This is a genomic window from Pseudomonas putida (genome assembly GCF_009883635.2).
Classification (GTDB): Bacteria; Pseudomonadota; Gammaproteobacteria; order Pseudomonadales; family Pseudomonadaceae; genus Aquipseudomonas; species Aquipseudomonas putida_W.
Genome location: NZ_CP026115.2, coordinates 707,334 through 730,695 on the forward strand (window position 1 = coordinate 707,334; position 23,362 = coordinate 730,695).

12 protein-coding genes and 1 pseudogene are annotated in these 23,362 nt (G+C 65.4%); 9 read left to right on the forward strand and 4 right to left on the reverse strand.

All coding sequences use genetic code 11. From position 1 onward, the window contains the following. Nucleotides 1–130: 130 nt before the first annotated feature. Complete coding sequence (locus tag C2H86_RS03290) at nucleotides 131–13,072, reverse strand: non-ribosomal peptide synthetase (protein WP_159411423.1); 12,942 nt, start codon at nucleotides 13,070–13,072, stop codon at nucleotides 131–133. A 295-nt stretch (nucleotides 13,073–13,367) separates the two neighbouring features. On the opposite strand from C2H86_RS03290, the gene C2H86_RS03295 reads away from it, so the two are divergent. Beyond that, nucleotides 13,368–13,898, forward strand: coding sequence for an RNA polymerase factor sigma-70 (locus tag C2H86_RS03295; protein ID WP_079229034.1), 531 nt, complete (start codon nucleotides 13,368–13,370; stop codon nucleotides 13,896–13,898). A gap of 54 nt (nucleotides 13,899–13,952) precedes the next feature. On the opposite strand, the gene C2H86_RS03300 is transcribed toward C2H86_RS03295, so the two are convergent. Together C2H86_RS03300 and C2H86_RS03305 are read right to left on the reverse strand one after the other, a co-directional pair. Next, nucleotides 13,953–14,966: a GNAT family N-acetyltransferase gene (locus tag C2H86_RS03300; RefSeq protein WP_159411424.1), complete on the reverse strand. Its 1,014-nt coding sequence runs from the start codon at nucleotides 14,964–14,966 to the stop codon at nucleotides 13,953–13,955. Between the two features lie 65 nt (nucleotides 14,967–15,031). Next, complete coding sequence (locus C2H86_RS03305) at nucleotides 15,032–15,832, reverse strand: substrate-binding periplasmic protein (RefSeq protein ID WP_159411425.1); 801 nt, start codon at nucleotides 15,830–15,832, stop codon at nucleotides 15,032–15,034. Nucleotides 15,833–15,995: 163 nt separating this feature from the next. Between C2H86_RS03305 and C2H86_RS03310 the strand changes: the two genes are divergently transcribed. Then, a complete protein-coding gene (locus tag C2H86_RS03310; protein WP_159411426.1) occupies nucleotides 15,996–16,547 on the forward strand; it encodes an exonuclease domain-containing protein in 552 nt (183 codons plus the stop codon). A 76-nt stretch (nucleotides 16,548–16,623) separates the two neighbouring features. Then, the gene (locus tag C2H86_RS03315; protein ID WP_110636762.1) at nucleotides 16,624–16,908 is read left to right on the forward strand and encodes a pyrimidine/purine nucleoside phosphorylase; all 285 of its coding nucleotides are present in this window, start codon (nucleotides 16,624–16,626) and stop codon (nucleotides 16,906–16,908) included. A gap of 95 nt (nucleotides 16,909–17,003) precedes the next feature. Here the strand turns inward: C2H86_RS03315 and C2H86_RS03320 are convergent. After that, nucleotides 17,004–17,695: pseudogene (locus C2H86_RS03320) on the reverse strand (alpha/beta family hydrolase). 51 nt (nucleotides 17,696–17,746) lie between these two features. Here C2H86_RS03320 and ccoN (C2H86_RS03325) point away from each other — a divergent pair. From ccoN (C2H86_RS03325) to ccoO (C2H86_RS03350), 6 genes are all read left to right on the forward strand, one after another. Beyond that, nucleotides 17,747–19,171 carry a cytochrome-c oxidase, cbb3-type subunit I gene (gene ccoN, locus C2H86_RS03325; protein WP_060508208.1) on the forward strand — a complete coding sequence of 475 codons (1,425 nt, stop codon included), beginning with the start codon at nucleotides 17,747–17,749 and terminating at the stop codon, nucleotides 19,169–19,171. Nucleotides 19,172–19,184: 13 nt separating this feature from the next. Further along, on the forward strand, nucleotides 19,185–19,793 hold the full coding sequence (ccoO, locus tag C2H86_RS03330; RefSeq protein ID WP_054884101.1) for a cytochrome-c oxidase, cbb3-type subunit II: 609 nt from the start codon (nucleotides 19,185–19,187) through the stop codon (nucleotides 19,791–19,793). A 5-nt stretch (nucleotides 19,794–19,798) separates the two neighbouring features. Next, on the forward strand, nucleotides 19,799–20,005 hold the full coding sequence (locus C2H86_RS03335; protein WP_054884102.1) for a cbb3-type cytochrome oxidase subunit 3: 207 nt from the start codon (nucleotides 19,799–19,801) through the stop codon (nucleotides 20,003–20,005). Further along, nucleotides 20,002–20,943 (forward strand): cytochrome-c oxidase, cbb3-type subunit III, encoded by a 942-nt coding sequence (gene ccoP, locus C2H86_RS03340; protein WP_159411428.1) that lies wholly within the window; start codon nucleotides 20,002–20,004, stop codon nucleotides 20,941–20,943. Before C2H86_RS03335 ends, ccoP begins: the two co-directional genes overlap by 4 nt. 363 nt (nucleotides 20,944–21,306) lie before the next feature. Next, a complete protein-coding gene (gene ccoN, locus C2H86_RS03345; RefSeq protein WP_159411429.1) occupies nucleotides 21,307–22,749 on the forward strand; it encodes a cytochrome-c oxidase, cbb3-type subunit I in 1,443 nt (480 codons plus the stop codon). Continuing rightward, nucleotides 22,749–23,357: a cytochrome-c oxidase, cbb3-type subunit II gene (ccoO, locus tag C2H86_RS03350; RefSeq protein ID WP_054884105.1), complete on the forward strand. Its 609-nt coding sequence runs from the start codon at nucleotides 22,749–22,751 to the stop codon at nucleotides 23,355–23,357. Before ccoN (C2H86_RS03345) ends, ccoO (C2H86_RS03350) begins: the two co-directional genes overlap by 1 nt. Nucleotides 23,358–23,362: the final 5 nt, after the last annotated feature.

Genomic DNA, 23,362 nt, shown 5'->3' on the forward strand with positions numbered 1-23,362 from the left:
TCGATCGCCTGCTCCAGCCCATTCGCGGGGCAAGCCCGCTCCTACAGAAACCCCACAAAATTCAAGCCTTACGGAGTACATGTAGGAGCGGGCTTGTCCCGCGAATGGGGCGCAAAGCGCCCCCAGCGATCTACAGCCGTTCGAGCTCGGCCATCAGATCACTGAGCCGATCAGCCTTGGCCTCATCCACCCCGCTGCCCTGCAACCCGCGCACATACTCGGCCAATTCCTCCACCGTGCTGCACTCGAACATCGCCCGCAGCGGCACGTTCAACTGCAACTGCTTCTGCACCCGCGAAGCGATCTGCGTGGCCAGCAGCGAATGCCCGCCCAGCTCGAAGAAGTTGTCATGCACCCCGACCCGCTCGGCCTTGAGCACGTCGGCCCAGATACCGGCCAGCGCCTCTTCCAATTCATCGCGCGGCGCCAGGTAGGCCTGGCTGTGCTGCCCGCCGATCTCGATGGCCGGCAACGCCTTGCGATCAAGCTTGCCGTTGGCGTTGTGTGGCAGGCTGGCAAACCAGCCCCAGTGCAGCGGCACCATGTACTCCGGAAGCTCCGCACGCAGGCGTTGCTTGACCTGCTCCAGCAACACGGCGTCGGCAGCCACGCCCTGGTGCGCCACCAGGTAGCCCACCAGGTGCTTGCCATTGGCACCTTCCTGCACCCCTACCGCCGCATCGCGAATCTCGGCCTGCTCGTGCAGACGCGCCTCGATTTCGCCCAACTCGATACGATAACCGCGGATCTTCACCTGATGGTCAATCCGGCCGACATACTCCAGCACTCCGTCCGGGCGTTGCCGCGCCAGGTCACCGGTACGGTACAAGCGCTCACCAGGCGCCCCGTGCGGGTGCGGGATGAAGGCCAGTGCCGTGCGCACCGGGTCGCCGACATAGCCGCGGCCGACGCCGGTGCCAGCCACGCACACCTCACCCACTGCCCCCAGCGGTACCAGGGCCTGGTCCTCGCCATACAGGTACAGGCGATTGTTGTCGGTCGGCGTGCCGATCGGCAGGTAGCTGCCCTGGGTCGAGGCCATGTCGACGCGGAAGAAGGCCACGTCATCCGAGCACTCCGCCGGCCCGTAGGCATTGACCAGGCCGATTTGCGGATAACGCTGCAGCCACTGCGCAGCGAGCTCCGGCGGCATCGCCTCGCCGGTCGGCAACATCCAGCGCAGGCCATCCAGCGCCTGATGATCGTTGGCCAGCATGCCCTGGATCAGCGATGGCACGCTTTCCAGCACCGTGATGCCGGTGGCCTGCACATGCGCCAGCAAACCTTGCGGGTCATGGGCGATGGCGTTCGGCACGATCTCCACCCGGGCGCCGAACAACGGCGCGGCGAGGAATTGCCAGACCGAGATGTCGAAGCTCTGCGAGGCGGTCTGGGCGATCACGTCATGTTCGCTCAAGGCCAGGTACGGCACCTTGCTCAGCTGGTTGTTGAGCATGCCGCGCTGCTCGACCATCACGCCCTTCGGCAGCCCGGTGGAGCCGGAGGTGTAGATCACGTAGGCCAGGTTGTCCGGCCCACTGTGGATGCCCGGGTTGTGGCTGGCGACGCTGCTGCCCTGCACCTCTTCCCACACCAGCAGCTGCGGCCGCGTCACTCCCTCAAGTTGATCCAGCAACTGTCGTGCCTGTTCGGCACAGGCCGCGCTGCACACCAGCACCGGCGTGCGGCTCAGCTCGACGATACGTTGCAGGCGCACCGACGGCAGGCCCGGGTCCAGCGGCAGGTAGCCCGCGCCGGCCTTGAAGCTGCCGACGATCATGCCCAGCAGCGGCAAGCCACGCTCGGCCAGCAGGGCAACCGGCTGGTCGATGGCCACGCCCGCTGTAACCAATGCATGGCCCAGGCGGTTGGCCGCGAGGTTCAACCCGGCGTAGTCATAAGACGCTTCGAGGCAGCGGGCCACGGTGCGCTCAGGGTGGGCAGCCACCTGCGCTTCGAACAGTGCCACGTAGCTCTGCTCCAGCGGGTAGGCGTGCTCGGTGCGGTTGCAGTCGTCGAGCAGGAAGCGCTGTTCGTCTTCGCCCAGCAACGGCAATTCACTCACCTCCCCGTCAAAGCCTTGCACCAAGGCCAGCAACAAGCGCTTGAACTCGGCCAGCAGGCGCTCGACGGTCGGGTAGTCGAAGTAGCGCTGGTCGAATGACAGGTGCAGGCCCAGGTCATCGCCCGGGTAGCACACTGCCGTCAGCGGGAAGTTGGTGTGGGTGCGGCCCGAATCGGAGCTGGCATTGAGGTGCTGGGCGTGGTCGAGCACTGCGGTTTCCACCGGGGCGTTCTCGAACACGAACAGGCTGTTGAACAGCGGCTGGCCCTTGGGCAGTTCGCTGCAGTCCTGGATCGCCACCAGCGGCAGGTACTCGTACTCGCGCAGCTCCATGTTGCGCTCCAGCACGCCCTGCAGCCACTGGCGCACGCTGCGACGCTGGCCCGGCTCGGGCAGTTGCACGCGCAGGGCGATGCTGTTGATGAACAGGCCGACCGTGCGCTGCATCTGCGGCAGGCTCACCGGCCGCCCGGCCACGGTCACGCCGAAGGCCACATCGCGATCACCGCTGTAGCGCGCCAGTACCAGCGCCCAGGCCGCCTGGGCGAAGGTGTTGATGGTCAGCTGATGGGCCTGGGCCAGTTCGCGCAGGCGCACGCCATCACTCACCTCCAGGCGGGTGTAGCAGTCGCCCACCACCATGCCGTCACCGGCGTGGTCGTTGCGCAGCGGGCGGTCGCTGGGGAGCGCCGTGGCGCGCTCGAAGCCGGCCAGGTTGGCCTGCCACCAGCGGCGCGCTTCGTCCATGTCCTGGCGTTGCAGCCAGCCGATGTAGTCGCGGTAGCGCGGCGGCACCGGCAACTGGGCCTGGCGGCCTTCGCCGAGGGCCTGGTAGAGCGCGAAGAAATCGTTCATCAGCAGCGAGCGGCACCAGGCATCGATGAGGATGTGGTGGTTGCTCATCATGAACCAGTAGCGCTCGTCATCGACCCGCACCAGTCGCAGGTGGAACGGCGCCTCCTGCAGCAGGGCAAAGCCCGCTTCCCGCTCCTGTTTGTGCAGGGCTTGCAGGCGCGCCTCCTGGGCCGCCTCATCAAGGCCGCGCCAGTCCTGATAGTCCACCGGTGTGTTGCCCGGCTTGTGGATGATCTGCAGCATGGTCTCGCCGGCATTCCAGCTGAACGAGGCGCGCAGGGCTTCGTGACGCGCCACCACGGCCTGCCAGGCCTGGGCGAAACGTTGCGGGTCGACGGCGCTGTTGATGCGGTAGCGGTCCTGCATGTAGTACAGGCCGGTGCCCGGTTCCAGCAGGGTGTGCAAGAGCATGCCCTCCTGCATCGGTGTCAGCGGGTAGACGTCCTCGATCTGCGCGGCGGGCACCGGCAGCGCGTCGATCTGCTGCTGGCTCAGGTGCGCCAGCGGGAAGTCCGAGGGCGTGAAGCTGCCGTTGCCATCGGCCAGGCAGTGGCTGACCAGCGCCAGCAACTCCTGGCGATAGGCTTCGGCCAACTGCGCGATGGTGCGCTCGTCATAGCGCTCGCGGCTGTAGGTCCAGCGCAGTTGCAGGGCACCGCCATAGACCTGGCCGTCGATGCTCAGCCAGTTCGGCAGTGGCGCATCCAGATCATGAGCCAGGCCGGCCGGCGCATCCAGCGGCAGGAACAAGGCGGCCTCGTCGAACTGCTGGTCGAACTGGCCCAGGTAGTTGAAGGTGATGCGCGCCTGCGGCAACGCCGCCATGCTTTCGCGGCTGACCTCATCGCCCAGATAGCGCAGCACGCCGTAGCCCAGCCCCTTGTGCGGCACCTGCCGCAGCTGTTCCTTGATGCACTTGATCGAGGTGGCACGCGCAGCATCGTCGTCGCCGACCTGCGGGCTCAGGCGCAGCGGGTAGGCGTTGGTGAACCAGCCGACGCTGCGGGTCAGGTCCATGTCCTCGAACAGGCCGTCACGGCCGTGGCCTTCGAGCTGCACCAGCACTTCCTGGTCACCGCTCCAGCGGCACAGGGTGCGGGCTAGCGCGGTCAGCAGCAGGTCGTTGACCTGGGTGTGATAGGCCGCCGGTGCCTGTTGCAGCAACTGCCGGGTCTGCTCTGCGTCCAGGCCGATGGCCAGGGTGTTGGCATGCCGGTGCAGGTTGCCACCCTGCGGATGATCGCACGGCAGCTCATGGCGCACGCTGCCAAGCTGGCCCTTCCACCAGTCCAGCTCGTCGCGCAGCGAATCGCTGCCGGCGTAGCTGGCCAGGCGCGCAGCCCAGTCGGCCATGGCGTGGGTCTTGGCCGCCAGTGGCTGGCCGCGATACAGCGCCTGCAGGTCTTCGAGCAGCACGCGCCAGGACACACCGTCGACCACCAGGTGGTGAATCGCCAGCAGCAGGCGCTGGGCGCCCTGCCCGTCACTGACCAGCAAGGCGCGCAACAGCGGGCCCCGTTCCAGGTCGAGGCTGCGTTGCACGTCGGTGTACAGCGCCTGGCAGTCGGCGAAGTCGGCGACCGTGGCGGTCCACAACAGCTGCTCGACAGACACCGCAGCGAAGGCCGCCTGCCCCAGGGTGAAGCGCAGGCGCAGGCTGTCGTGGTGCGCTACCAACGCAGCCAGGGCCTGTTCCAAGGTGGCGCGGTCCAAGGGTTGGCGTGCCTCCAGCAGCACCGCTTGGTTCCAGTGCTGCGGCTGGGCCACATCACTGTCGAAGAACCAGTGCTGAATCGGCGTGAGGCCGCTGCGTCCTTCGCGCGGGCCTTGTTCGATGCTGCTCGGCGCGGCGCTGCGGCTGACCACGGCCGCCAGGGTCTGGATGGTCTGGTGCTGGAACAGGTCGCGCGGGGTGAACTGCAAGCCCAACTGGCGTGCGCGGCTGACCACCTGAATGGACAGGATCGAGTCACCACCCAGTTCGAAGAAGTTGTCCTGCACACCCACGCGGGACAGGTTGAGCACTTCGCGCCAGACCTGCGCCAACTGCTCCTCCAGCTCATTGGCCGGGGCCTGGTAATGCTGGCGGGCCTGCTCCAGGTCCGGTGCCGGCAGTGCGCGACGGTCAAGCTTGCCGTTGCCCATCAGCGGCAGGCGTTCGAGCAGCACCAGGTGCGCGGGCACCATGTAGTCCGGCAGGTGCTGACGGGCATCGGCCTTGACTGCTTCGCGCAGTGCGGACTGAGCTTCGCTGTCGGCAGTGGCCTGTTGGCACACCAGGTAACCGACCAGTTGCTTGCCACCTGGCAGGTCGAGGGCCAGGACCACCGCCTCGTCGACATCGGCATGTTCCTGCAGGCGGCTTTCGATTTCGCCCAACTCGATACGGAAGCCGCGGATCTTCACCTGCTGATCGGCACGACCAACGTATTCCACCAGGCCATCGGCACGCAGGCGCACCAGGTCGCCGGTGCGGTACAGGCGCCCGCCATCGCGGCTGAACGGGTCGGCGACAAAGCGCTCGGCACTGAGGCCCGGGCGGTCGTGGTAACCCTGGGCCAGGCCGGCACCGCCGACGTACAGCTCGCCGATCCCCCCTTGAGGCAGCAAGGCCAGGTCCTCGTCGAGGATGTACGCCGTGCGGGCACCGATCACCCGGCCGATCGGCACGCTGCCAGCGTCGGCAGGCATCACCTCCGGCGCCAGGCAGGCCAGCGGCATGACCACGGTTTCGGTGGGGCCGTAGGCGTTGAAGAACTGCTGCGGGGCAAAGGCCTGGCGAATGCGTTGCAGGTGCTCGCCAGTCAGCGCTTCGCCGCCAGTGATCACCAGCCGCACCGGCAGCTGCTCGCCCTGAGTCGCCAGGTACTGAGCCAGCTGGCTGCCATAGCTCGGGGTGAAACCAAGCACACTCACCTGCTGCTCGCGCACCAACTGGCAGATGTCCTCGGCGCCCCATTGGCCCTGGGCACGCAGCACCACGCGGGCGCCGCACAGCAGCGGTACCAGCAAGCGTTCGCTGGCCGCATCGAAGTTGATCGAGTAGAAGTGCAGCTCGCAGTCGTCGCTGCGCATGCCGAAGGCGTCGATCACCGCCTGGCAGTGCATGGCGATTTCACCGTGGCTGACCACCACGCCCTTGGGCTTGCCGGTGGAGCCAGAGGTGTAGATCAGGTAGGCCTGATGCTGCGGCAGGTTGAGGTTGTCCAGCGGCGCATCGCTGTAGGCACACAGGCTCGCGGCGTCGTCTTCCGGGCTCCAGCGCGCCACGCCGTCAGGCAGTTCACCGAGGGTTTCGAGCAGCGCGCGCTGGCTCAGCAGCAGGCCGATGCGGCTGTCTTCGATCATGTAGCGCAGGCGGTCGAGCGGGTATTCCGGGTCGAGCGGCACATAGGCGCCACCAGCCTTGAGAATCGCCAGCAGGCCGACCACCATCTCCAGCGAACGCTCCAGCGCCAGGCCCACCCGCACCTGCGGGCCGACCCCACGTTCACGCAGGGCACGGGCCAGGCGGTTGGCCTGCTGATCGAGCTCGGCGTAGGTCATGTGCTGGCCGGCGAAGGTCAGCGCACCCGCCTTCGGCGTACGCGCAGCCTGGGCGGCGAACAGGCCGTGAAGCGTCTGGTCGAGGGCGAAGTCCTGCTCACCCTGCAACTGGCCGATCAGCACCTGCTGTTCGGCATCCGCCAGCATCGGCAGTTCGCACAAGCGCTGCTGCGGGTTGTCGAGCAGGCCGACCAGCAGCTGCTGCCAGTGCTCGGCCATGCGCGCGATGCGCGGCTCGTCGAACAGGTCGCGGCTGTAGGTCAGGCAGCAGCCCAGGCGGCCGTCGAGGTCGGTGACCTCCAGGTACAGGTCGAACTTGGTGGCGCTGGCGTCGTTGACCAGGTAATCCACCTGCATGCCGGCGAGTGTGCGGCTCTGCTGGAAGGCCCAGCGCTGCACGTTGCACATCACCTGGAACAGCGGGTTGTAGGCGCTGCTGCGCGGCGGTTGCAGGGCCTCGACCAGCTGGTCGAACGGCAGGTCCTGGTGCGACTGGCCTTCGATGGCGGCCTGGCGCACCTGGTCGAGCAAGGCGGCGGCAGTCATTTGCCCGTCGAGTTCGCAGCGCAGCACCTGGGTGTTGAGGAAGGCGCCGATCAAGCCTTCGCTTTCCGGGCGGATACGGTTGGCCACCGGCGCGCCGATGCGCAGGTCGCGCTGGCCGCTGTAGCGGTGCAGCAACGCCGCCAGCGTGGCAGTCATGGTCATGAACAGGGTCAGGCCGCGCTGGTTGTTGAACGCATGCACGCGGGCGACCAGTGCCGGGTCGAGGTCGAAGCGGAACAACTCACCGCGGTGGCTCTGCACCGCCGGGCGCGGGCGGTCGGCGGGCAGTGCCAGCACCGGGTGCTCATCGCCGAGGCGGGCTTTCCAGTAGGCCAGCTGGCGTGCGCCCTCGCCGCTTTCCAGCCATTGCCGTTGCCACACGCTGTAGTCCAGGTACTGCACCGGCAGCGGCGCCAGTGGCGATTCGCGGTCATCGACGAAGGCTTCGTAAAGCTCGCCCAGCTCGCGGGCGAAGATGTCCATGGCCCAGCCTTCGGTGACGATGTGGTGCAGGGTCAGCACGAAGTAGTGTTCACGGTCCTCGGTCTTGGCCAGGCAGGCGCGCAGCAGCGGGCCGCGCTCCAGGTCGAATGGCTGGTGGGCCTGGTCGTCAGCCAGTTGCTGCAGGCGCTGCTGACGGGTATTGGCCGGCAGCGCCGTGAAGTCCTGCCAGTCCAGTTGCAGCCCGCTGTCGTCGGCCACGCACTGGTACGGCACGCCGTCGATGCTCGGGAAGGTGGTCCGCAGGGTTTCGTGGCGCACGATCAGCGCCTGCAGGGCGCGTTCGAAGGCATCCACATGCAGCGCGCCCTTCAGTCGCGCCATGCCGCCGACGTTGTAGGCGGGGCTGTCCGGCTCCATCTGCCAGAGGAACCACATGCGCTGCTGCGAGTACGACAGCGGCACCGCCTGGCGGCGGTCGACCAGGGCGATCTCACCCTGTTGGTTGCACTCACCGGCAGCGCGGATACGGGCGATTTCCTCACAGAACGCAGCCAGCTCGCTGGCCTCGAACAGCGCTTTGAGCGGCAGCTCGACATCGCACGCCTGGCGGGTCCGCGAGACAATCTGGGTGGCCAGCAGCGAGTGGCCACCGAGGGCAAAGAAGTCATCGTGCAGGCCGACCTGCGGCAGGTTCAGCACCTCGCGCCAGATGCCCGCCACCTGCTGTTGCAGCGCGGTCTGTGGCTCGACATCGGCACGCTGCTGCCAGACCGGAGCGGGCAGCGCCTTGCGGTCGACCTTGCCGCTTGGGCCCAGCGGCATGTGCTCCAGGCCGATCAACTGGGATGGCACCATGTACGCCGGCAATTGCTCGGCCAAGGCGGCCAGCAAGACATCAGACAACGCAGTGCCGCTGTAGTAACCGACCAGCTGCGCACCGACCGCATCCTGATGAATCAGCACCAGTGCCTGTTCGACCCCCGGCTGCGCCAGCAGGCAGGCCTGCACTTCTTCCGGCTCGACGCGGAAGCCACGCACCTTGACCTGCTGATCGAGACGCCCGAGGTATTCCAGGGCTTCACTCTGCACCTGCCAGCGGGCGCGGTCGCCGCTGCGGTACAGGCGCGCACCGTTGCCATCGGCCTGGGGTACGAAACGTTCGGCAGTCAGGCCTGGGCGGCCCAGGTAACCCCGGGCCAGACCGGCACCGCCCAGGTACAGCTCACCCGGCACGCCAGGCGCAGCCAGCTCAAGCTCATCGTCCAACACCCGGCAGAGCACGTTACCCAGCGGGCGACCGATCGGCGAACGCTCGCCATCTTCAGCCTGGCAATGCCAGTGGGTGACGTTGATGGCGGTTTCGGTCGGCCCGTAGCGGTTGTGCAACTGCACCTGTGGCAGCAGTTGCAGCACACGGTCACGCAGGTTCGAAGGCAGCGCCTCGCCACCGGAGAAAACCCGGCGCAGACTGCTGCAGCCAGCGGCAAGCGGCTCTTGCACGAACACCTGCAGCAGCGGCGGCACGAAGTGCAGTGTGGTCACGCCATGCTGCTCAACCAAGGTGGCGATGCGCTGCGGGTCGCGGTGCTCGCCGGGGCCGGCCAGCACCAGCTTGCAGCCGGTGATCAGTGGCCAGAAGCATTCCCACACCGACACGTCGAAGCTGATCGGTGCCTTCTGCATCAGCACATCACTGGCATCCAGCGCATAGCGGGCCTGCATCCACTGCAGGCGCTCGGCCAGCGCGGCATGAGTGTTGCCCACGCCCTTCGGCTGGCCGGTGGAGCCGGAGGTGTAGATCACATAGGCCAGGTTGTCGCCGTGCAAGTGCAGGCCCGGCGCCTGGCTTGGCCAGCTGTCCAGATGCAGCTGGTCGAGGGCGATGGCGCTGACGCCGTCGACCTGCGGCAGCTTGCCAAGCAGGCTGCTGTGACTGAGCAGCAGGCTGGCCTGGCAATCACCCAGCATGTAGGCCAGGCGCTCGGCCGGGTAGTCGACGTCCAGCGGGACATAGGCGCCGCCCGCCTTGAGGATGGCCAGCAGGCCGACCAGCAGCTGCGGCGAACGCTCGACCGCGATGGCCACGCAGGTGTCGGGGCCGACGCCTTTGTCGCGCAGGTAGTGCGCCAGGCGGTTGGCCTGCTGGTGCAGCTCGGCGTAGTCGAGGCTGCCGCCTTCCCAGGCCAGCGCGGTGCGCTCCGGGGTCAGGCGGGCCTGTTCGTTGAGCTGCTCGACCAGCAGCCGCTGCGGGGCGGGCGCGGGTGCCTCACCCCATGCCAGCAGTTGCTGGCGGCCCTGTTCGTCAAGCAGCTGTACGTCACCCAACGGCAGTTGCGGTTGCGCGCAGACTTGCTCGAGCAGCGCCAGCAGGTGCTGGGCCAGGCGCTTGACGGTACTGGCTTCGAACAGCTCGGCGGCGTAGTCGAATGCCAGGCTCAGGCGTCCCTGATGGTCTTCCTCACTGTGCAGCTGCAGGTCGAACTTGGCTTCGCGGCTGTGCCACGGCAGCTCTTCGGCGAGCACGCCCGGCAGGCGGCGCAATGCTGAAAGGTCACGCTGCTGGTGGTTGAACATGACTTGGAACAGGCCCTGTTCACGCGCTTCAGGCAGGGCTTCGAGCAGTTGCTCGAATGGCAGGTCCTGGTTGGCTTGGGCGTCGAGGGTCGCACCGCGCACCTGGGCCAGCAACTGGGCAAACGGCAGGCGGCCATTCAGCTGCGCACGCAGCACCTGGGTGTTGATGAAGAAGCCGACCATGCCTTGGGTTTCCTGGCGCGGGCGGTTGGCATTGGGCACGCCGACGCGGATGTCGCCCTGGCCGGTGTAGCGGTGCAGCAGGCCTTGCCAGGCGGCCAGCAGGACCATGAACAGGCTGGCCTGCTGTTCGCGGGCCAGGCCCTTGAGGGCGTCGGCCAGCTTGGCCGGCACTTTCACGCTCAAGCGGGCAGCGTGGTTTTCATGCTGGCTGGAGCGCGGCTGGTCCGGGTACAGGTCGAGCACTGGCGAGTCATCGCCCAAAGCGGCTTTCCAGTAGTCGAGCTGACGGGCGCTTTCGCCCTCGGCCAGCCACTGGCGCTGCCAGGTACCGTAGTCGGCGTAACCCAGTGTCAGCGCTGGCAGTTTGGCGTCCAGGCCCTGGCAACGGGCGGCATACAGCTTGGCGAACTCGTCGAGCAGGATGTTCAGCGACCAGCCGTCGGCGACGATGTGGTGCAAGGTCACCCAGAGCTGATGATCTTCGTCGTCCAGGCGCACCAGGGTCACACGCAGCAGCGGGCCCTGGGTCAGGTCGAAGGGCTGTTGCGCCTCTTGCTCGCGGCGCGAGATCACCTGTTCAGGCGCCAGGCCTTCCAGGTCCAGGCGCTGAAGGGTGAAAGGCTGCTCCGGCAGGACGCGCTGCAACGCCTGCCCATCCTCTTCGCTGAACACCGTACGCAGCGATTCGTGGCGCGCTATCAGCGACTGGAATGCGGCTTCAAGTGCGGCCTCATCCAGCTCGCCGCGCAGGTGCAGCCCGGCAGGAATGTTGTAGGCCGCAGACTGCGGCTCAAGCTGCCAGGTCAGCCACAGGCGGTTCTGTGCCAGCGACTGCGGCAAGGCCTGGCCACGGTTCAACGCTGTGATAGCGGTGGCACCCCTTGTGCCTTCAGCAAGGATGACTGCCACCCCCGCGCTGTACTCGGCCAGTGTCGGCGCCTCGAACAGGGTCCGCAGGCTTAGCGGGATACTCAGCTCATCGGCCAGGCGCGCAGTGACCTGGGTAGCGGCGATGGAGTTGCCACCCAGCAGCAGGAAGTGATCGTCCGCGGCAACCGCCTCGACCTTGAGGACCTCGCGCCAGATGCCGGCAATGCGTGCCTGCAGCTCATCGCCGGTTGCTGCATCTGCAGCCGGCTCGGCAGCCGTGGGGAAGCGTGCATAGCAATCCAGGCTGCCATCATTCATGCGCAGGCGGCACGCCGAACGCTGCAGCTTGCCGCTGGAGGTCTTCGGTAGTGCCCCCGGGTTGAGCAGCAGGACCACGGCCGGTGCCTGGCGACAGGCCTCGGCGATCACCTGGCGCAGGGTCTTGATAAGGTCCTCGGGCTTTACCGCCTTTTGCACGTTGCGGCTGATTTCCACTGCCACGCCGATGCCCTCCTCGCCCCGCTCGTCGACGGCGAACACGGCCACCCGGCCCTTGCGCAGGACTTCGACCTCTCGCTCCAGGGTCTTTTCCAGGTCTTGCGGGTAAAGGTTCTGACCGCGGACGATCAGCATGTCCTTCAGGCGCCCGGTGACGAACACCTCGCCGTCGCGCATGAAACCGAGGTCACCGGTACGCAACCAGGTCTGGCCGTCCATTTCGACGAAGGTGCGCGCCGTGGCCTCAGGGTTGCGCCAGTAACCCAGGGCAATGCTTGGGCCGCCGGCCCAGATCTCGCCAACCCGATTGTCGCCCAGTACCTCACGCTGCTGTGGCTCGACGATGCGCACCGCGTGGCCTGGCTGAGGGTAGCCGCAGCTCATCAATACACTGCCCTTGCCGGCCTCGGCGCGGTTGGCGGCGAATGCCTCGGCGTCCAGTTCCAGCGCGCCGATCCCCTGGCCACGGCGGCTGCCACTGACGAACAAGGTAGCTTCGGCCAGGCCATAGCTGGCAAAGAAGCTGCTCGGCTGGAAACCGCAGGCGGCGAACTTGTCGGCGAAGGTGGCGAGGCTGTCCTGGCGGATCGGCTCGGAACCGGAATAGGCCACACGCCAGCGGCTCAGGTCGAGGCCGGCCAGGGCCGCTTCGCTGACCCGTTCGCTGCACAGCCGGTAAGCGAAGTCTGGCCCGCCGCTGATGGTGCCGCCGTATTCGCTAATGGCCTGCAACCAGCGCAGCGGCCGGGCGAGGAAGTAGCCCGGCGACATCAGTACGCACTGCACGCCACTGAAGATCGGCTGCAGCAGCCCGCCGATCAGACCCATGTCGTGGTACAGCGGCAACCAGCTGACGATCACATCGTCGGGGTTGAGGTCGATGCCGAAGCCCGCGCGAATCAGTTGCTCGTTGGCCACCAGGTTGCCGTGGCTGACCTGCACGCCCTTGGGCAGCGCGGTGGAGCCAGAGGTGTATTGCAGGAAGGCGATGTCGTCCGCGCTCAGCTCAGGCTCGCGCCAGTGATCGGCCAGTGCCGGATCAAGCGCATCCACCGCCAGCAGTTCGGGCGCGTTGTCGCCGCTCAGGGCTTCAAGATCCTGCAGGCTGTCGTGCAGCGCGCCGACGGTCAGCAGCAGGCGCGGTTCGGCGTCGTCGATGATCGACAGCAGGCGCTCCTGATGATGGCGGCGTGACGACTCCGGTGGATAGGCCGGTACGGCAATGACCCCGGCGTACAGGCAACCGAAGAACGCCGCTACGTAGTCCGGGCCGCTGGGAAACAGCAGCACAGCCCGCGCGCCGAACCCGGCACGGGCCTGCAAGGCCGCAGCGATGCTGCGCGCACGCGCATCCAGGTCGCGATAGCTGAGCACGGCCTGCTCGCCGGGAGCATCGGCCAGAAAGCGCAGGGCGATGCGGTCCGGGGTCTGCGCGGCGCGTTGCGCCAGGGCCTGGACCAGCGAGAGCGGGAGTTCGAAGGCGTCCGTCATGGGGGGTTCCTGCCAGTGTCTGGTTAAGTCGGGCTGGCTGCCCCGCACAAGGTCGGCGGGCAGCGGCAGCGGCCGGATGTACACAGGGGAACGGATGGGCGCGGCGGGAAATTAGCGGTGTGAGCGGGGGCGCAAGGTGAATTGCATCACGCCATTCAGCTTAGAACCGAAACTAATGGAAACTCATTAACTTTCGTATTTGACAATCATTATCATTCTGAATAGTTTGTCGCACGTCGTAGGAAGCTTCCCCAAGTGGGGCGCTCCCCTCCCCCTTCGAGACAAGGTGATTTCCATGGCGGAACAACTATCCACAAGTAAGTGCGATTCACCATTACTCCAGGCGTTCGTTGACAATCGCAGCATTTTGGTCAAGATCGCGGCGCGCATCACCGGCTGCCGCTCGCGCGCCGAGGATGTGGTGCAGGATGCCTTCTTCCGGCTCAGCGCCGCCCCGCAGATCACCTCGTCGTTCAAGGCGCAGCTCAGCTACCTGTTCCAGATCGTGCGCAACCTGGCCATCGACCATTACCGCAAGCAGGCGATGGAGCTGAAGTATTCCGGCAGCGAAGAGGAAGGCCTGAACGTGGTCATCCCGAACGCTTCGCCCGAGGCCACGCACATCAATCTGGCAGCGCTCGAACACATCGCCGAGGCGCTCAACGAACTGCCTCAGCGCACCCGCTATGCCTTCGAGATGTACCGCCTGCATGGTGTGCCGCAGAAGGACATCGCCAAGGAACTGGGCGTGTCGCCGACCCTGGTCAACTTCATGATTCGCGATGCCCTGGTGCATTGCCGCAAGACCGCCAACCGACAAGCCTGATACATCGGCGTCGCCTGCTTCACGGGCTTGCCCCGCGAAGCAGGCGACGCGGACTCACACCAATTTGCAGCGATCGAAGAACCGCTCCCGCCCCAGAATCATCAGCGCAGCGCGCTTGTGCGGGAAGTCGAATTCCTTGTCGCAATGGAAGCACTGGTCGTGCATGTAGCCGATCATCTTGCCGTTGTCGGCACGGGGCTCAGCCACCACCCGCTGGGTGCGCGGGTCGTCCAGGAACAGGTAGTGCACCAGTGCCGACAGCCAGCTGGCGACCTTGTGCGGGCCACGGTGCGCCTCTTCCCCCACCAGCATGTGGATACCACGGTCGTAATCATCGGCCGGATAGAACGGCGCAATGCGATCTTCCTTGGCCCAGTACGCTTCGAAGTAGGCAAACGGCTGATCATCGAAACAGCCGATCAGGGTCAGGGTATGCGGGTCGGCCTCAAGCTTGGCCAGGTACTCGCGGTGCTGCTCCAGCGAGCCCGCCTCCTGCCAGAATTTCTCTACCCGCGGGTTGTTCTGCCAGCGGCTGAAGCGCTCGAGGTCCTGGTCGACTTCCAGGGTGCGCAACGACACCCAGGCCCCCAGCCGTGCATCGAAGCGGCGATACACCTCGCCACGCGGCTTGGGTGCCCGGCGTGGATGGCGCTTGCCGTTGCTGAACTGCATCTGTTGCGGGTAGACAGCGCCGCTCGAAGCACCCAGCCACGGCTGCGGCAACTGCCAGAACAACGCGCGCTCGCACAGGTAGACGCCGGCGACTTCGCCGGCCACCAGCAAACCGCTGGCCAAAGCTTCCGGCACATTGGAAGGCAGACGCACAGCCAGGCGCTGGCGAGCCGGATCGCGGGACAGCAGCCAATAGCAGGCGGCCCATAACGCCTGCTGCGGGCGCTCCGGGCACAGGCTCTGGACATGCACTTGCAGCGTATCGCCCGGCTCCAGACACACCTGGATCAATGGCCGCCCTTCAAGGGTCAGGCTCAACCGACGGTCATTCTCCTCGGCATCGAGGCTGCGCCAGCGGGGTAGAGACAGGGGCTGCGAAGCGGCATCGAACGGCATGGTCTTGGCTCACGAAAGAATGAAAGAAAGGCTCAATTCTGATGACGTGCCCATACCCGGGGAATTTAGTCGTTCGGCGCGGCGACGGTGATCCGGTAGGGCTGGAAGATGCGCGTCAATTCGCCTGTGTCGCGCAGGTAGCGCAGCAGCTCGGCGAACTTCTGATCGGTGATCGGGGCACCGGGACGCAGCAAGGCATAGTGGTGGTAGACCTGATCGATGCGCTGTGAGGCGATCAGCTGGTTGAGGCTGTCGGGGTTGCGGGCCAGGAAGTCGCTCAGGTACGAGCGCGTCACCAGGGCAATGTCGGCACGGCCAGCCTGAACCATGAGCAGGTTGCTGTCGTGGGAATAGGTGAGCGTCGCGTTGTAGGCCTTGCGCAGGTAGTTGGGGTCAGGGTTGAAGTTGGCGAAGGCGTAGTGATAACCGTTGAACAACGCCAGGCGCTTGCCACCCAGGCTGTCGAAGTAATGCTGGTCACGGCCATTGAGCTTCCTGGCGACGAACACTTCGGCATCTTCCAGGCCCATGTCCACCGTCTGGTGCGGAATCTGCTGCCAACCCCACTCGGGGTTCTCGAAGATCGCCATGTCGGTGCGGCCTTGCTGGAAATCACCAAAGCGCCGCTGAATGGAGGTGGGCACCAGAACGAAGCGGTAGTCGTCTTGCAAGCGGTTCAACGCCTCGACCAGCTGGGGCAGCAAACCGGTGTCGGCGCCCTGCTCCGGGCGCACGGTATAAGGCGGGAAATGCGCGGCGCCGATCTTCACGTCGATGGCGTCGGCAGCCCACGCCGGCACCGCCAGCCAGGCCGCAGCCAGCATCATCAGGGTGGAGATTACCTTCAGGCCGGGCGCTGGAGTCAAAGCGGACGCTCATCACGTTTCATACCTGGATGCGCTTAAGCTAGGCGTTTTCCCGGCATGGCACAACTGCTGGTTATGCCAAAGTGAGGGCATTTTGCCAGGGGATGCCGTGTGGCCAGACATTGGCTACGCTGCTTTGGCATGTATGGCGAGGGAGCCTGGTATGGGCCACTGGTTGGTGATCGACCTGGAAGCCACCACCGATGACGGTGGCTGGCCGGTCACGGAGATGGAAATCATTGAAATTGGCGCCAGCCTGGTAACCCGCGAAGGCCGTGAAGTGGACCACTTCCAACGCTTCGTGCGGCCCCGGCGACGGCCGCAGCTGACACCGTTCTGCCGCGAGCTGACGCACATCAGCCAGGCCAGCGTCGACAGCGCTGCGGCCTTCCCCGAAGTGTGGGCGCGTTTCGAACGCTGGCTGGGGCACCACCGCGGGCAGTTGCAGGCCTGGGTCAGCTGGGGCGACTACGACCGCCAGCAGCTGTTGCAGGAATGGCGCCAGCATGCGGTCGACAGCCTGCTGCGCGAGCTGCCGCATATCAACCTCAAGCAGCGCTTCGCCAAGGCTCGCCACCTGCAGCGCCCGACCGGGCTCAATGGTGCACTGCAGCTGGCGGGCATGCACTTCTGCGGGCAGCAGCACCGGGCCCTGGAAGATGCCCGCAACACCGCACGCCTGCTGCCCTTGAGCCTGCCCGCGAACGGCACTTGAAAGCAGATGACGGGGCGAATGGGCTTGGGCATACTGGCCAGCCCTTTTTCACCCCCCATTCTTTCAGGAGTCGCCCATGTTCCAGGTCAACGAGTACTTCAACGGCACCGTCAAGTCGATCGCCTTTGCTGGCGCAGAAGGCCCTGCCACCGTGGGCGTGATGGCCCCGGGCGAATACGAGTTCGGCACCGCCAAGCGTGAAATCATGCATGTGGTGTCCGGCGCCCTGACCGTGAAGCTGCCGGGCAGCGACAACTGGGAAACCTTCAACGCTGGCGACAAGTTCAACGTGCCGGCCGACAGCAAGTTCCAGCTGCAGGTGAAAGTGGATACCGCCTACCTGTGCGAGTACCGCGACTAAGCATATACCTGCGCCGGCGTCTTCGCGGGCTTGCCCGCTCCCACAGGAGATCGCGTAACCCTGTAGGAGCGGGCATGCCCGCGAAGAATCCAGCGCTAATCCTTCAGGAAACCCGCTACTTTTTCAGCCGCCGCCTGCAAGTGCTGCTCATGGCTGAACCCCGAAGCCTTCAACGGCTTCAGGTCATGATCCCCCGCCACCAGCCAGCTCACCTCGATCGCCGGTGACAGCGCATAGCCCTCCACCGCCTCCCGATTGCCCAGCGCATCGCGCTCGCCCTGCACGATCAACGTACGCGTCTTCAGCTCGGCCAGGTGCTCGACCCGGGGCTTCTCCGGCTTGCCCACCGCATAGAACGGATACCCCAGGCACACCAGCGCATCCGCCCCCAGCTCATCGGCCAGCAGACTGGCCATGCGCCCGCCCATCGACTTGCCGCCAATGGCCAGCCGGCCCGTGACCAAAGGTCGCACCTGCCGGTACACCTCGCGCCAGCATTCCAGCAGCACCTTCTGCGGATTGGGCGGCCGTTTGCCGCCGCCGTTGCGCCGCTCGGCCATGTAGGGGAACTCGAAACGAACCACCCCGACCCCAAGCGCTGTCAGCCTTTGCGCCATCTCAATCATGAACTCGCTGTCCATCGGCGCACCCGCACCATGGGCCAGGATCAGGCACGCGGGCGCACGCCCTTCCCCCCGTTTCGCGGGGGATCGCAGCGCAAGCCTGGGACATTTCCGACTTGCGCCCATTGATCCCCGTCAATACCGGCACTTTGCCCATTACTCATGCTTGCCTCGCTGTAAAGCCTGCCAAAATAACCGTGGATGGGAACCCATACATGAACACAACCAGCAGTACCGCCTATAACTACAAGGTGGTCCGCCAATTCGCCATCATGACGGTGGTGTGGGGAATCGTCGGGATGGGGCTCGGCGTCTTCATCGCCGCCCAGCTCGCCTGGCCTTCCCTCAACTTCGACCTCCCCTGGACCAGCTTCGGCCGCCTGCGCCCCCTGCATACCAATGCGGTGATCTTTGCCTTCGGCGGCTGCGCCTTGTTCGCCACCTCCTATTATTCGGTGCAACGCACCTGCCAGACCACCCTGTTCGCACCAGGCCTGGCCGCGTTCACCTTCTGGGGCTGGCAACTGGTGATCCTGCTGGCGGCCATCACCCTGCCGCTGGGCTACACCAGCTCCAAGGAATACGCCGAGCTGGAATGGCCGATCGACATCCTGATCACCATCGTCTGGGTCTGCTACGCCATCGTGTTCTTCGGCACGCTGATGAAACGCACCACCAAGCACATCTACGTGGGCAACTGGTTCTTCGGCGCCTTCATCCTCACCGTGGCACTGCTGCACATCGTCAACAACCTGGAGCTGCCGGTCAGCCTGACCAAATCGTACTCGGTCTACGCCGGCGCCACCGACGCCATGGTGCAGTGGTGGTACGGCCACAACGCGGTAGGCTTCTTCCTCACCGCCGGCTTCCTCGGGATGATGTACTACTACGTTCCCAAGCAGGCCGAACGCCCGGTGTATTCCTATCGCCTGTCGATCGTCCACTTCTGGGCATTGATCACCCTGTACATCTGGGCCGGCCCGCACCATCTGCACTACACCGCCCTGCCGGACTGGGCGCAGTCGCTGGGCATGGTGATGTCGCTGATCCTCCTGGCACCAAGCTGGGGCGGCATGATCAACGGCATGATGACCCTCTCGGGCGCCTGGCACAAACTGCGCAGCGACCCGATCCTGCGCTTCCTGGTGGTGTCGCTGGCGTTCTACGGCATGTCCACCTTCGAAGGCCCGATGATGGCCATCAAGACAGTCAACGCCCTGTCCCACTACACCGACTGGACCATCGGCCACGTGCACGCCGGCGCCCTCGGCTGGGTGGCGATGATCTCGATCGGCGCGCTGTACCACACCATCCCGAAAGTGTTCGGCAAGCAGCAGATGCACAGCCTTGGCCTGATCAACGCGCACTTCTGGCTGGCGACCATCGGCACCGTGCTGTACATCGCCTCGATGTGGGTCAACGGCATCGCCCAGGGCCTGATGTGGCGCGCGGTCAACAGCGACGGCACGCTCACCTACTCGTTCGTGGAAACCCTGGTGGCCAGCCACCCAGGCTTCATCGTGCGCTTCGTCGGCGGCGCGATCTTCCTCAGCGGCATGTTCCTGATGGCCTGGAACACCTGGCGCACCGTGCGTTCGCCGGCGCTCGACGCCGCCCCTGCGAATGCCCAGCTGGCTTGAGGAGACCTGCCTGATGAAACATGAAGTCATCGAGAAAAACGTAGGCCTGCTGGCCCTGCTGATGGTGTTTGCCGTGAGCATCGGCGGCCTGACCCAGATCGTCCCGCTGTTCTTCCAGGACGTCACCAACAAGCCGGTCGAAGGCATGAAGCCCTACACCGCGCTGCAACTGGAAGGCCGCGACATCTACATCCGTGAAGGCTGCGTCGGCTGCCACTCGCAGATGATCCGCCCGTTCCGCGCCGAAACCGAACGTTACGGCCACTACTCGGTCGCCGGCGAAAGCGTCTGGGACCACCCGTTCCTGTGGGGTTCCAAGCGCACCGGCCCGGACCTGGCCCGCGTCGGCGGCCGCTACTCGGACGACTGGCACCGCGCGCACCTGTACAACCCGCGCAACGTGGTACCGGAATCGAAGATGCCGTCGTACCCGTGGCTGGTCGCCGAAAAGGTCGACAACAGCCACACCGACACCAAGATGCGCACCCTGCGCACCCTGGGCGTGCCGTACACCGACGAGGACATTGCCGGCGCCCGTGACGCCGTCAAGGGCAAGACCGAGATGGACGCCCTGGTCGCCTACCTGCAGGTGCTCGGCACCGCGATCAAGAACAAGAGGTAACCACCATGGAAATGGACATCGGCATGATCCGTGGCCTGGGCACCCTGGTAGTGATGATCGCCTTCATCGGCCTCTCACTGTGGGTGTTCAACCGTCGCCGCGACCATGATTTCGCCGAAGCGCGCCTGCTGCCCTTCGTCGACGACCGCCTGCCCCCCGCCGGGCAGGAACCTGCTGCCATGACTGCGGCTGTGAGGAGCAAAGCGCAATGACCACCTTCTGGAGTACCTACGTCAGCGTACTGACCATCGGCAGCCTGATCGGCCTGGCCTGGCTGTTGCTGTCTACCCGCAAGGGCCAGAGCAACAGCACCACCGACCAGACCATGGGGCACAGCTTCGATGGCATCGAGGAGTACGACAACCCGCTGCCCAAGTGGTGGTTCTGGCTGTTCGTCGGCACCTTGGTGTTCGGTGCCGGTTACCTGGTGCTGTACCCGGGCCTGGGCAACTGGAAAGGCATCCTGCCGGGCTACGAGAATGGCTGGACCGGTGCCAACGAGTGGCAGAAGGAGATGGAAAAGGCCGACGCCAGGTTCGGCCCGATCTTCGCCAAGTACGCCGCCATGCCGGTCGAGGAAGTGGCCAACGACCCACAGGCGCTGAAGATGGGCAGCCGCCTGTTCGCCTCCAACTGCTCCGTATGCCACGGCTCGGATGCCAAGGGCGCCTACGGCTTCCCCAACCTGACCGACCAGGACTGGCGCTGGGGCGGCGAGCCGGAGACCATCAAGGCCTCGATCATGAATGGCCGCCACGGCGTGATGCCGGCGTGGGTCGAGGTGATCGGCGACCAGGGCGTGGCGGATGTCGCCGCGTTCGTGCTGACCAACCTCGACGGCCGCAGCCTGCCGGAAGGGGTCAAGGCCGACCCGGTCAAGGGCAAGGAACTCTTCGCCAGCAACTGCGTAGCCTGCCACGGGCCTGAAGGCAAAGGCACCCCGGCCATGGGCGCGCCGAACCTGAACCATCCGCAGGCGTTCATCTATGGTTCGAGCTTCGCCCAGTTGCAGCAGACCATTCGCTACGGCCGCCAAGGGCAGATGCCGGCCCAGGCGGAGATCCAGGGCAATGACAAGGTGCACCTGCTGGCAGCCTATGTGTATAGCCTGTCGCAGAACGGCGCTACCGAGAACCTGACCGCCCAGTAATACCCTTGGGGCCGCCTTGCGGCCCCTCTCCCCGCTCCACCCCTCCCTTGCACCCCCTCCGAACAGAACTAAGCTTGTTGCCACAGTGGGCTTCGCGCCGAAAGGACCGAAGCAGACGCGGCGCACAGCCTGATGCCGCCCCAGAAAAAGCTTGACCGATCGATCAGAAAAATATGAAAAACGGTACACATTACAAATATTTATTTGTGTACAATCGTCCCGACCCTATCGCCGTGGGACACCGGCGAAAGGGCCCGGACACGGGTCGGCGCAAGGATCCTTGCGTTGCCATAACCCAAGCGGTTATCGATACTGGCGCCGATTTTTCGACCAACAAGAACACCAAAACCGTGGAACCTTAGAATGAGCACAGCAATCAGTCCGACTGCTTATAACTATAAGGTCGTCCGCCAGTTCGCCATCATGACGGTGGTCTGGGGGATCCTTGGCATGGGCCTGGGCGTCTTCATCGCCTCGCAGCTGGTGTGGCCGCAACTGAACCTGGACCTGCCCTGGACCAGCTTCGGCCGCTTGCGCCCGCTGCACACCAACCTGGTCATCTTCGCCTTCGGTGGCTGTGCGCTGTTCGGCACCAGCTACTACGTGGTGCAGCGGACCTGCCAGACCCGGCTGATCTCCGACAGCATGGCCGCCTTCACCTTCTGGGGCTGGCAGGCGGTGATCGTCGGCGCGCTGATCACCCTGCCGATGGGCTTCACCACCACCAAGGAATATGCCGAGCTCGAGTGGCCGCTGGCAATCCTCCTGGCCATCGTCTGGGTCACCTACGGGCTGGTGTTCTTCGGCACCATCGTCAAGCGCAAGACCAAGCACATCTATGTCGGCAACTGGTTCTACGGCGCCTTCATCGTGGTCACCGCGATGCTGCACATCGTCAACCACATCTCGCTGCCGGTGAGCCTGTTCAAGTCGTACTCGGCCTATGCCGGCGCTACCGACGCGATGATCCAGTGGTGGTACGGCCACAATGCCGTGGGCTTCTTCCTCACCACCGGCTTCCTGGGGATGATGTACTACTTCGTGCCCAAGCAGGCTGAACGGCCGATCTACTCCTATCGCCTGTCGATCGTCCACTTCTGGGCGCTGATCACCCTGTATATCTGGGCCGGCCCGCACCACCTGCACTACACCGCGCTGCCGGACTGGGCGCAGTCGCTGGGCATGGTGATGTCGATCATCCTCCTGGCACCGAGCTGGGGCGGCATGATCAACGGCATGATGACCCTCTCGGGCGCCTGGCACAAACTGCGCACCGACCCGATCCTGCGCTTCCTGGTGGTGTCGCTGGCGTTCTACGGCATGTCCACCTTCGAAGGCCCGATGATGGCCATCAAGACCGTGAACTCGCTGTCGCACTACACCGACTGGACCATCGGCCACGTGCACGCCGGTGCCCTCGGCTGGGTGGCGATGATCTCGATCGGTGCGGTCTACCACATGATCCCGAAACTCTACGGCCGCGAGCAGATGCACAGCGTCGGCCTGATCAACGCGCACTTCTGGCTGGCGACCATCGGTACCGTGCTGTACATCGCCTCGATGTGGGTCAACGGCATCACCCAGGGCCTGATGTGGCGGGCCATCAACGATGACGGCACGCTCACCTACTCCTTCGTCGAAGCCCTGCAGGCCAGCCACCCGGGCTATATCGTCCGCGCCCTGGGCGGTGCGTTCTTCGCCACCGGCATGCTGCTGATGGCCTACAACGTGTTCCGTACCGTACGTGCCGCCAACCCGGTACAGGCCGAGGAAGCCGCCAAGATCGTCGTCGTGGGAGCGCACTGATGAAGCATGAAGCCGTCGAGAAGAACATAGGCCTGCTGGCCTTCTTCATGGTCATCGCCGTGAGCGTCGGTGGCCTGACCCAGATCGTCCCGCTGTTTTTCCAGGACGTCACCAACAAGCCGGTCGAGGGCATGAAGCCGCGCACCGCGCTGGAAGTCGAAGGCCGTGACATCTACATCCGTGAAGGCTGCGTTGGCTGCCACTCGCAGATGATCCGCCCGTTCCGCGCCGAAACCGAACGCTACGGCCACTACTCGGTCGCTGGCGAAAGCGTCTGGGACCACCCGTTCCTGTGGGGCTCCAAGCGCACCGGCCCGGACCTGGCCCGCGTCGGTGGCCGCTACTCCGATGACTGGCACCGCGCGCACCTGTACAACCCGCGCAACGTGGTACCGGAGTCGAAGATGCCGGCCTACCCGTGGCTGGTCGAGAACAAGCTCGACGGCAAGGATACCGCGAAGAAGCTGGAAGTGCTGCGCACCCTCGGCACGCCGTACAGCGACGCCGACATCGCCGGCGCCCGCGACGCAGTCAAGGGCAAGACCGAAATGGACGCACTGGTCGCGTACCTGCAGGGTCTTGGCACCATCATCAAAAGCAAACGGTGACGCTG

Excerpts from the sequence above, each read along its gene's own strand:
- C2H86_RS03290 (WP_159411423.1), bottom strand. The coding sequence starts at position 13,072 with ATGACGGACGCCTTCGAACTCCCGCTCTCGCTGGTCCAGGCCCTGGCG.
- C2H86_RS03295 (WP_079229034.1), top strand. The coding sequence starts at position 13,368 with ATGGCGGAACAACTATCCACAAGTAAGTGCGATTCACCATTACTCCAG.
- C2H86_RS03300 (WP_159411424.1), bottom strand. The coding sequence starts at position 14,966 with ATGCCGTTCGATGCCGCTTCGCAGCCCCTGTCTCTACCCCGCTGGCGC.
- C2H86_RS03310 (WP_159411426.1), top strand. The coding sequence starts at position 15,996 with ATGGGCCACTGGTTGGTGATCGACCTGGAAGCCACCACCGATGACGGT.
- C2H86_RS03315 (WP_110636762.1), top strand. The coding sequence starts at position 16,624 with ATGTTCCAGGTCAACGAGTACTTCAACGGCACCGTCAAGTCGATCGCC.
- ccoN (WP_060508208.1), top strand. The coding sequence starts at position 17,747 with ATGAACACAACCAGCAGTACCGCCTATAACTACAAGGTGGTCCGCCAA.
- ccoO (WP_054884101.1), top strand. The coding sequence starts at position 19,185 with ATGAAACATGAAGTCATCGAGAAAAACGTAGGCCTGCTGGCCCTGCTG.
- C2H86_RS03335 (WP_054884102.1), top strand. The coding sequence starts at position 19,799 with ATGGAAATGGACATCGGCATGATCCGTGGCCTGGGCACCCTGGTAGTG.
- ccoP (WP_159411428.1), top strand. The coding sequence starts at position 20,002 with ATGACCACCTTCTGGAGTACCTACGTCAGCGTACTGACCATCGGCAGC.
- ccoN (WP_159411429.1), top strand. The coding sequence starts at position 21,307 with ATGAGCACAGCAATCAGTCCGACTGCTTATAACTATAAGGTCGTCCGC.
- ccoO (WP_054884105.1), top strand. The coding sequence starts at position 22,749 with ATGAAGCATGAAGCCGTCGAGAAGAACATAGGCCTGCTGGCCTTCTTC.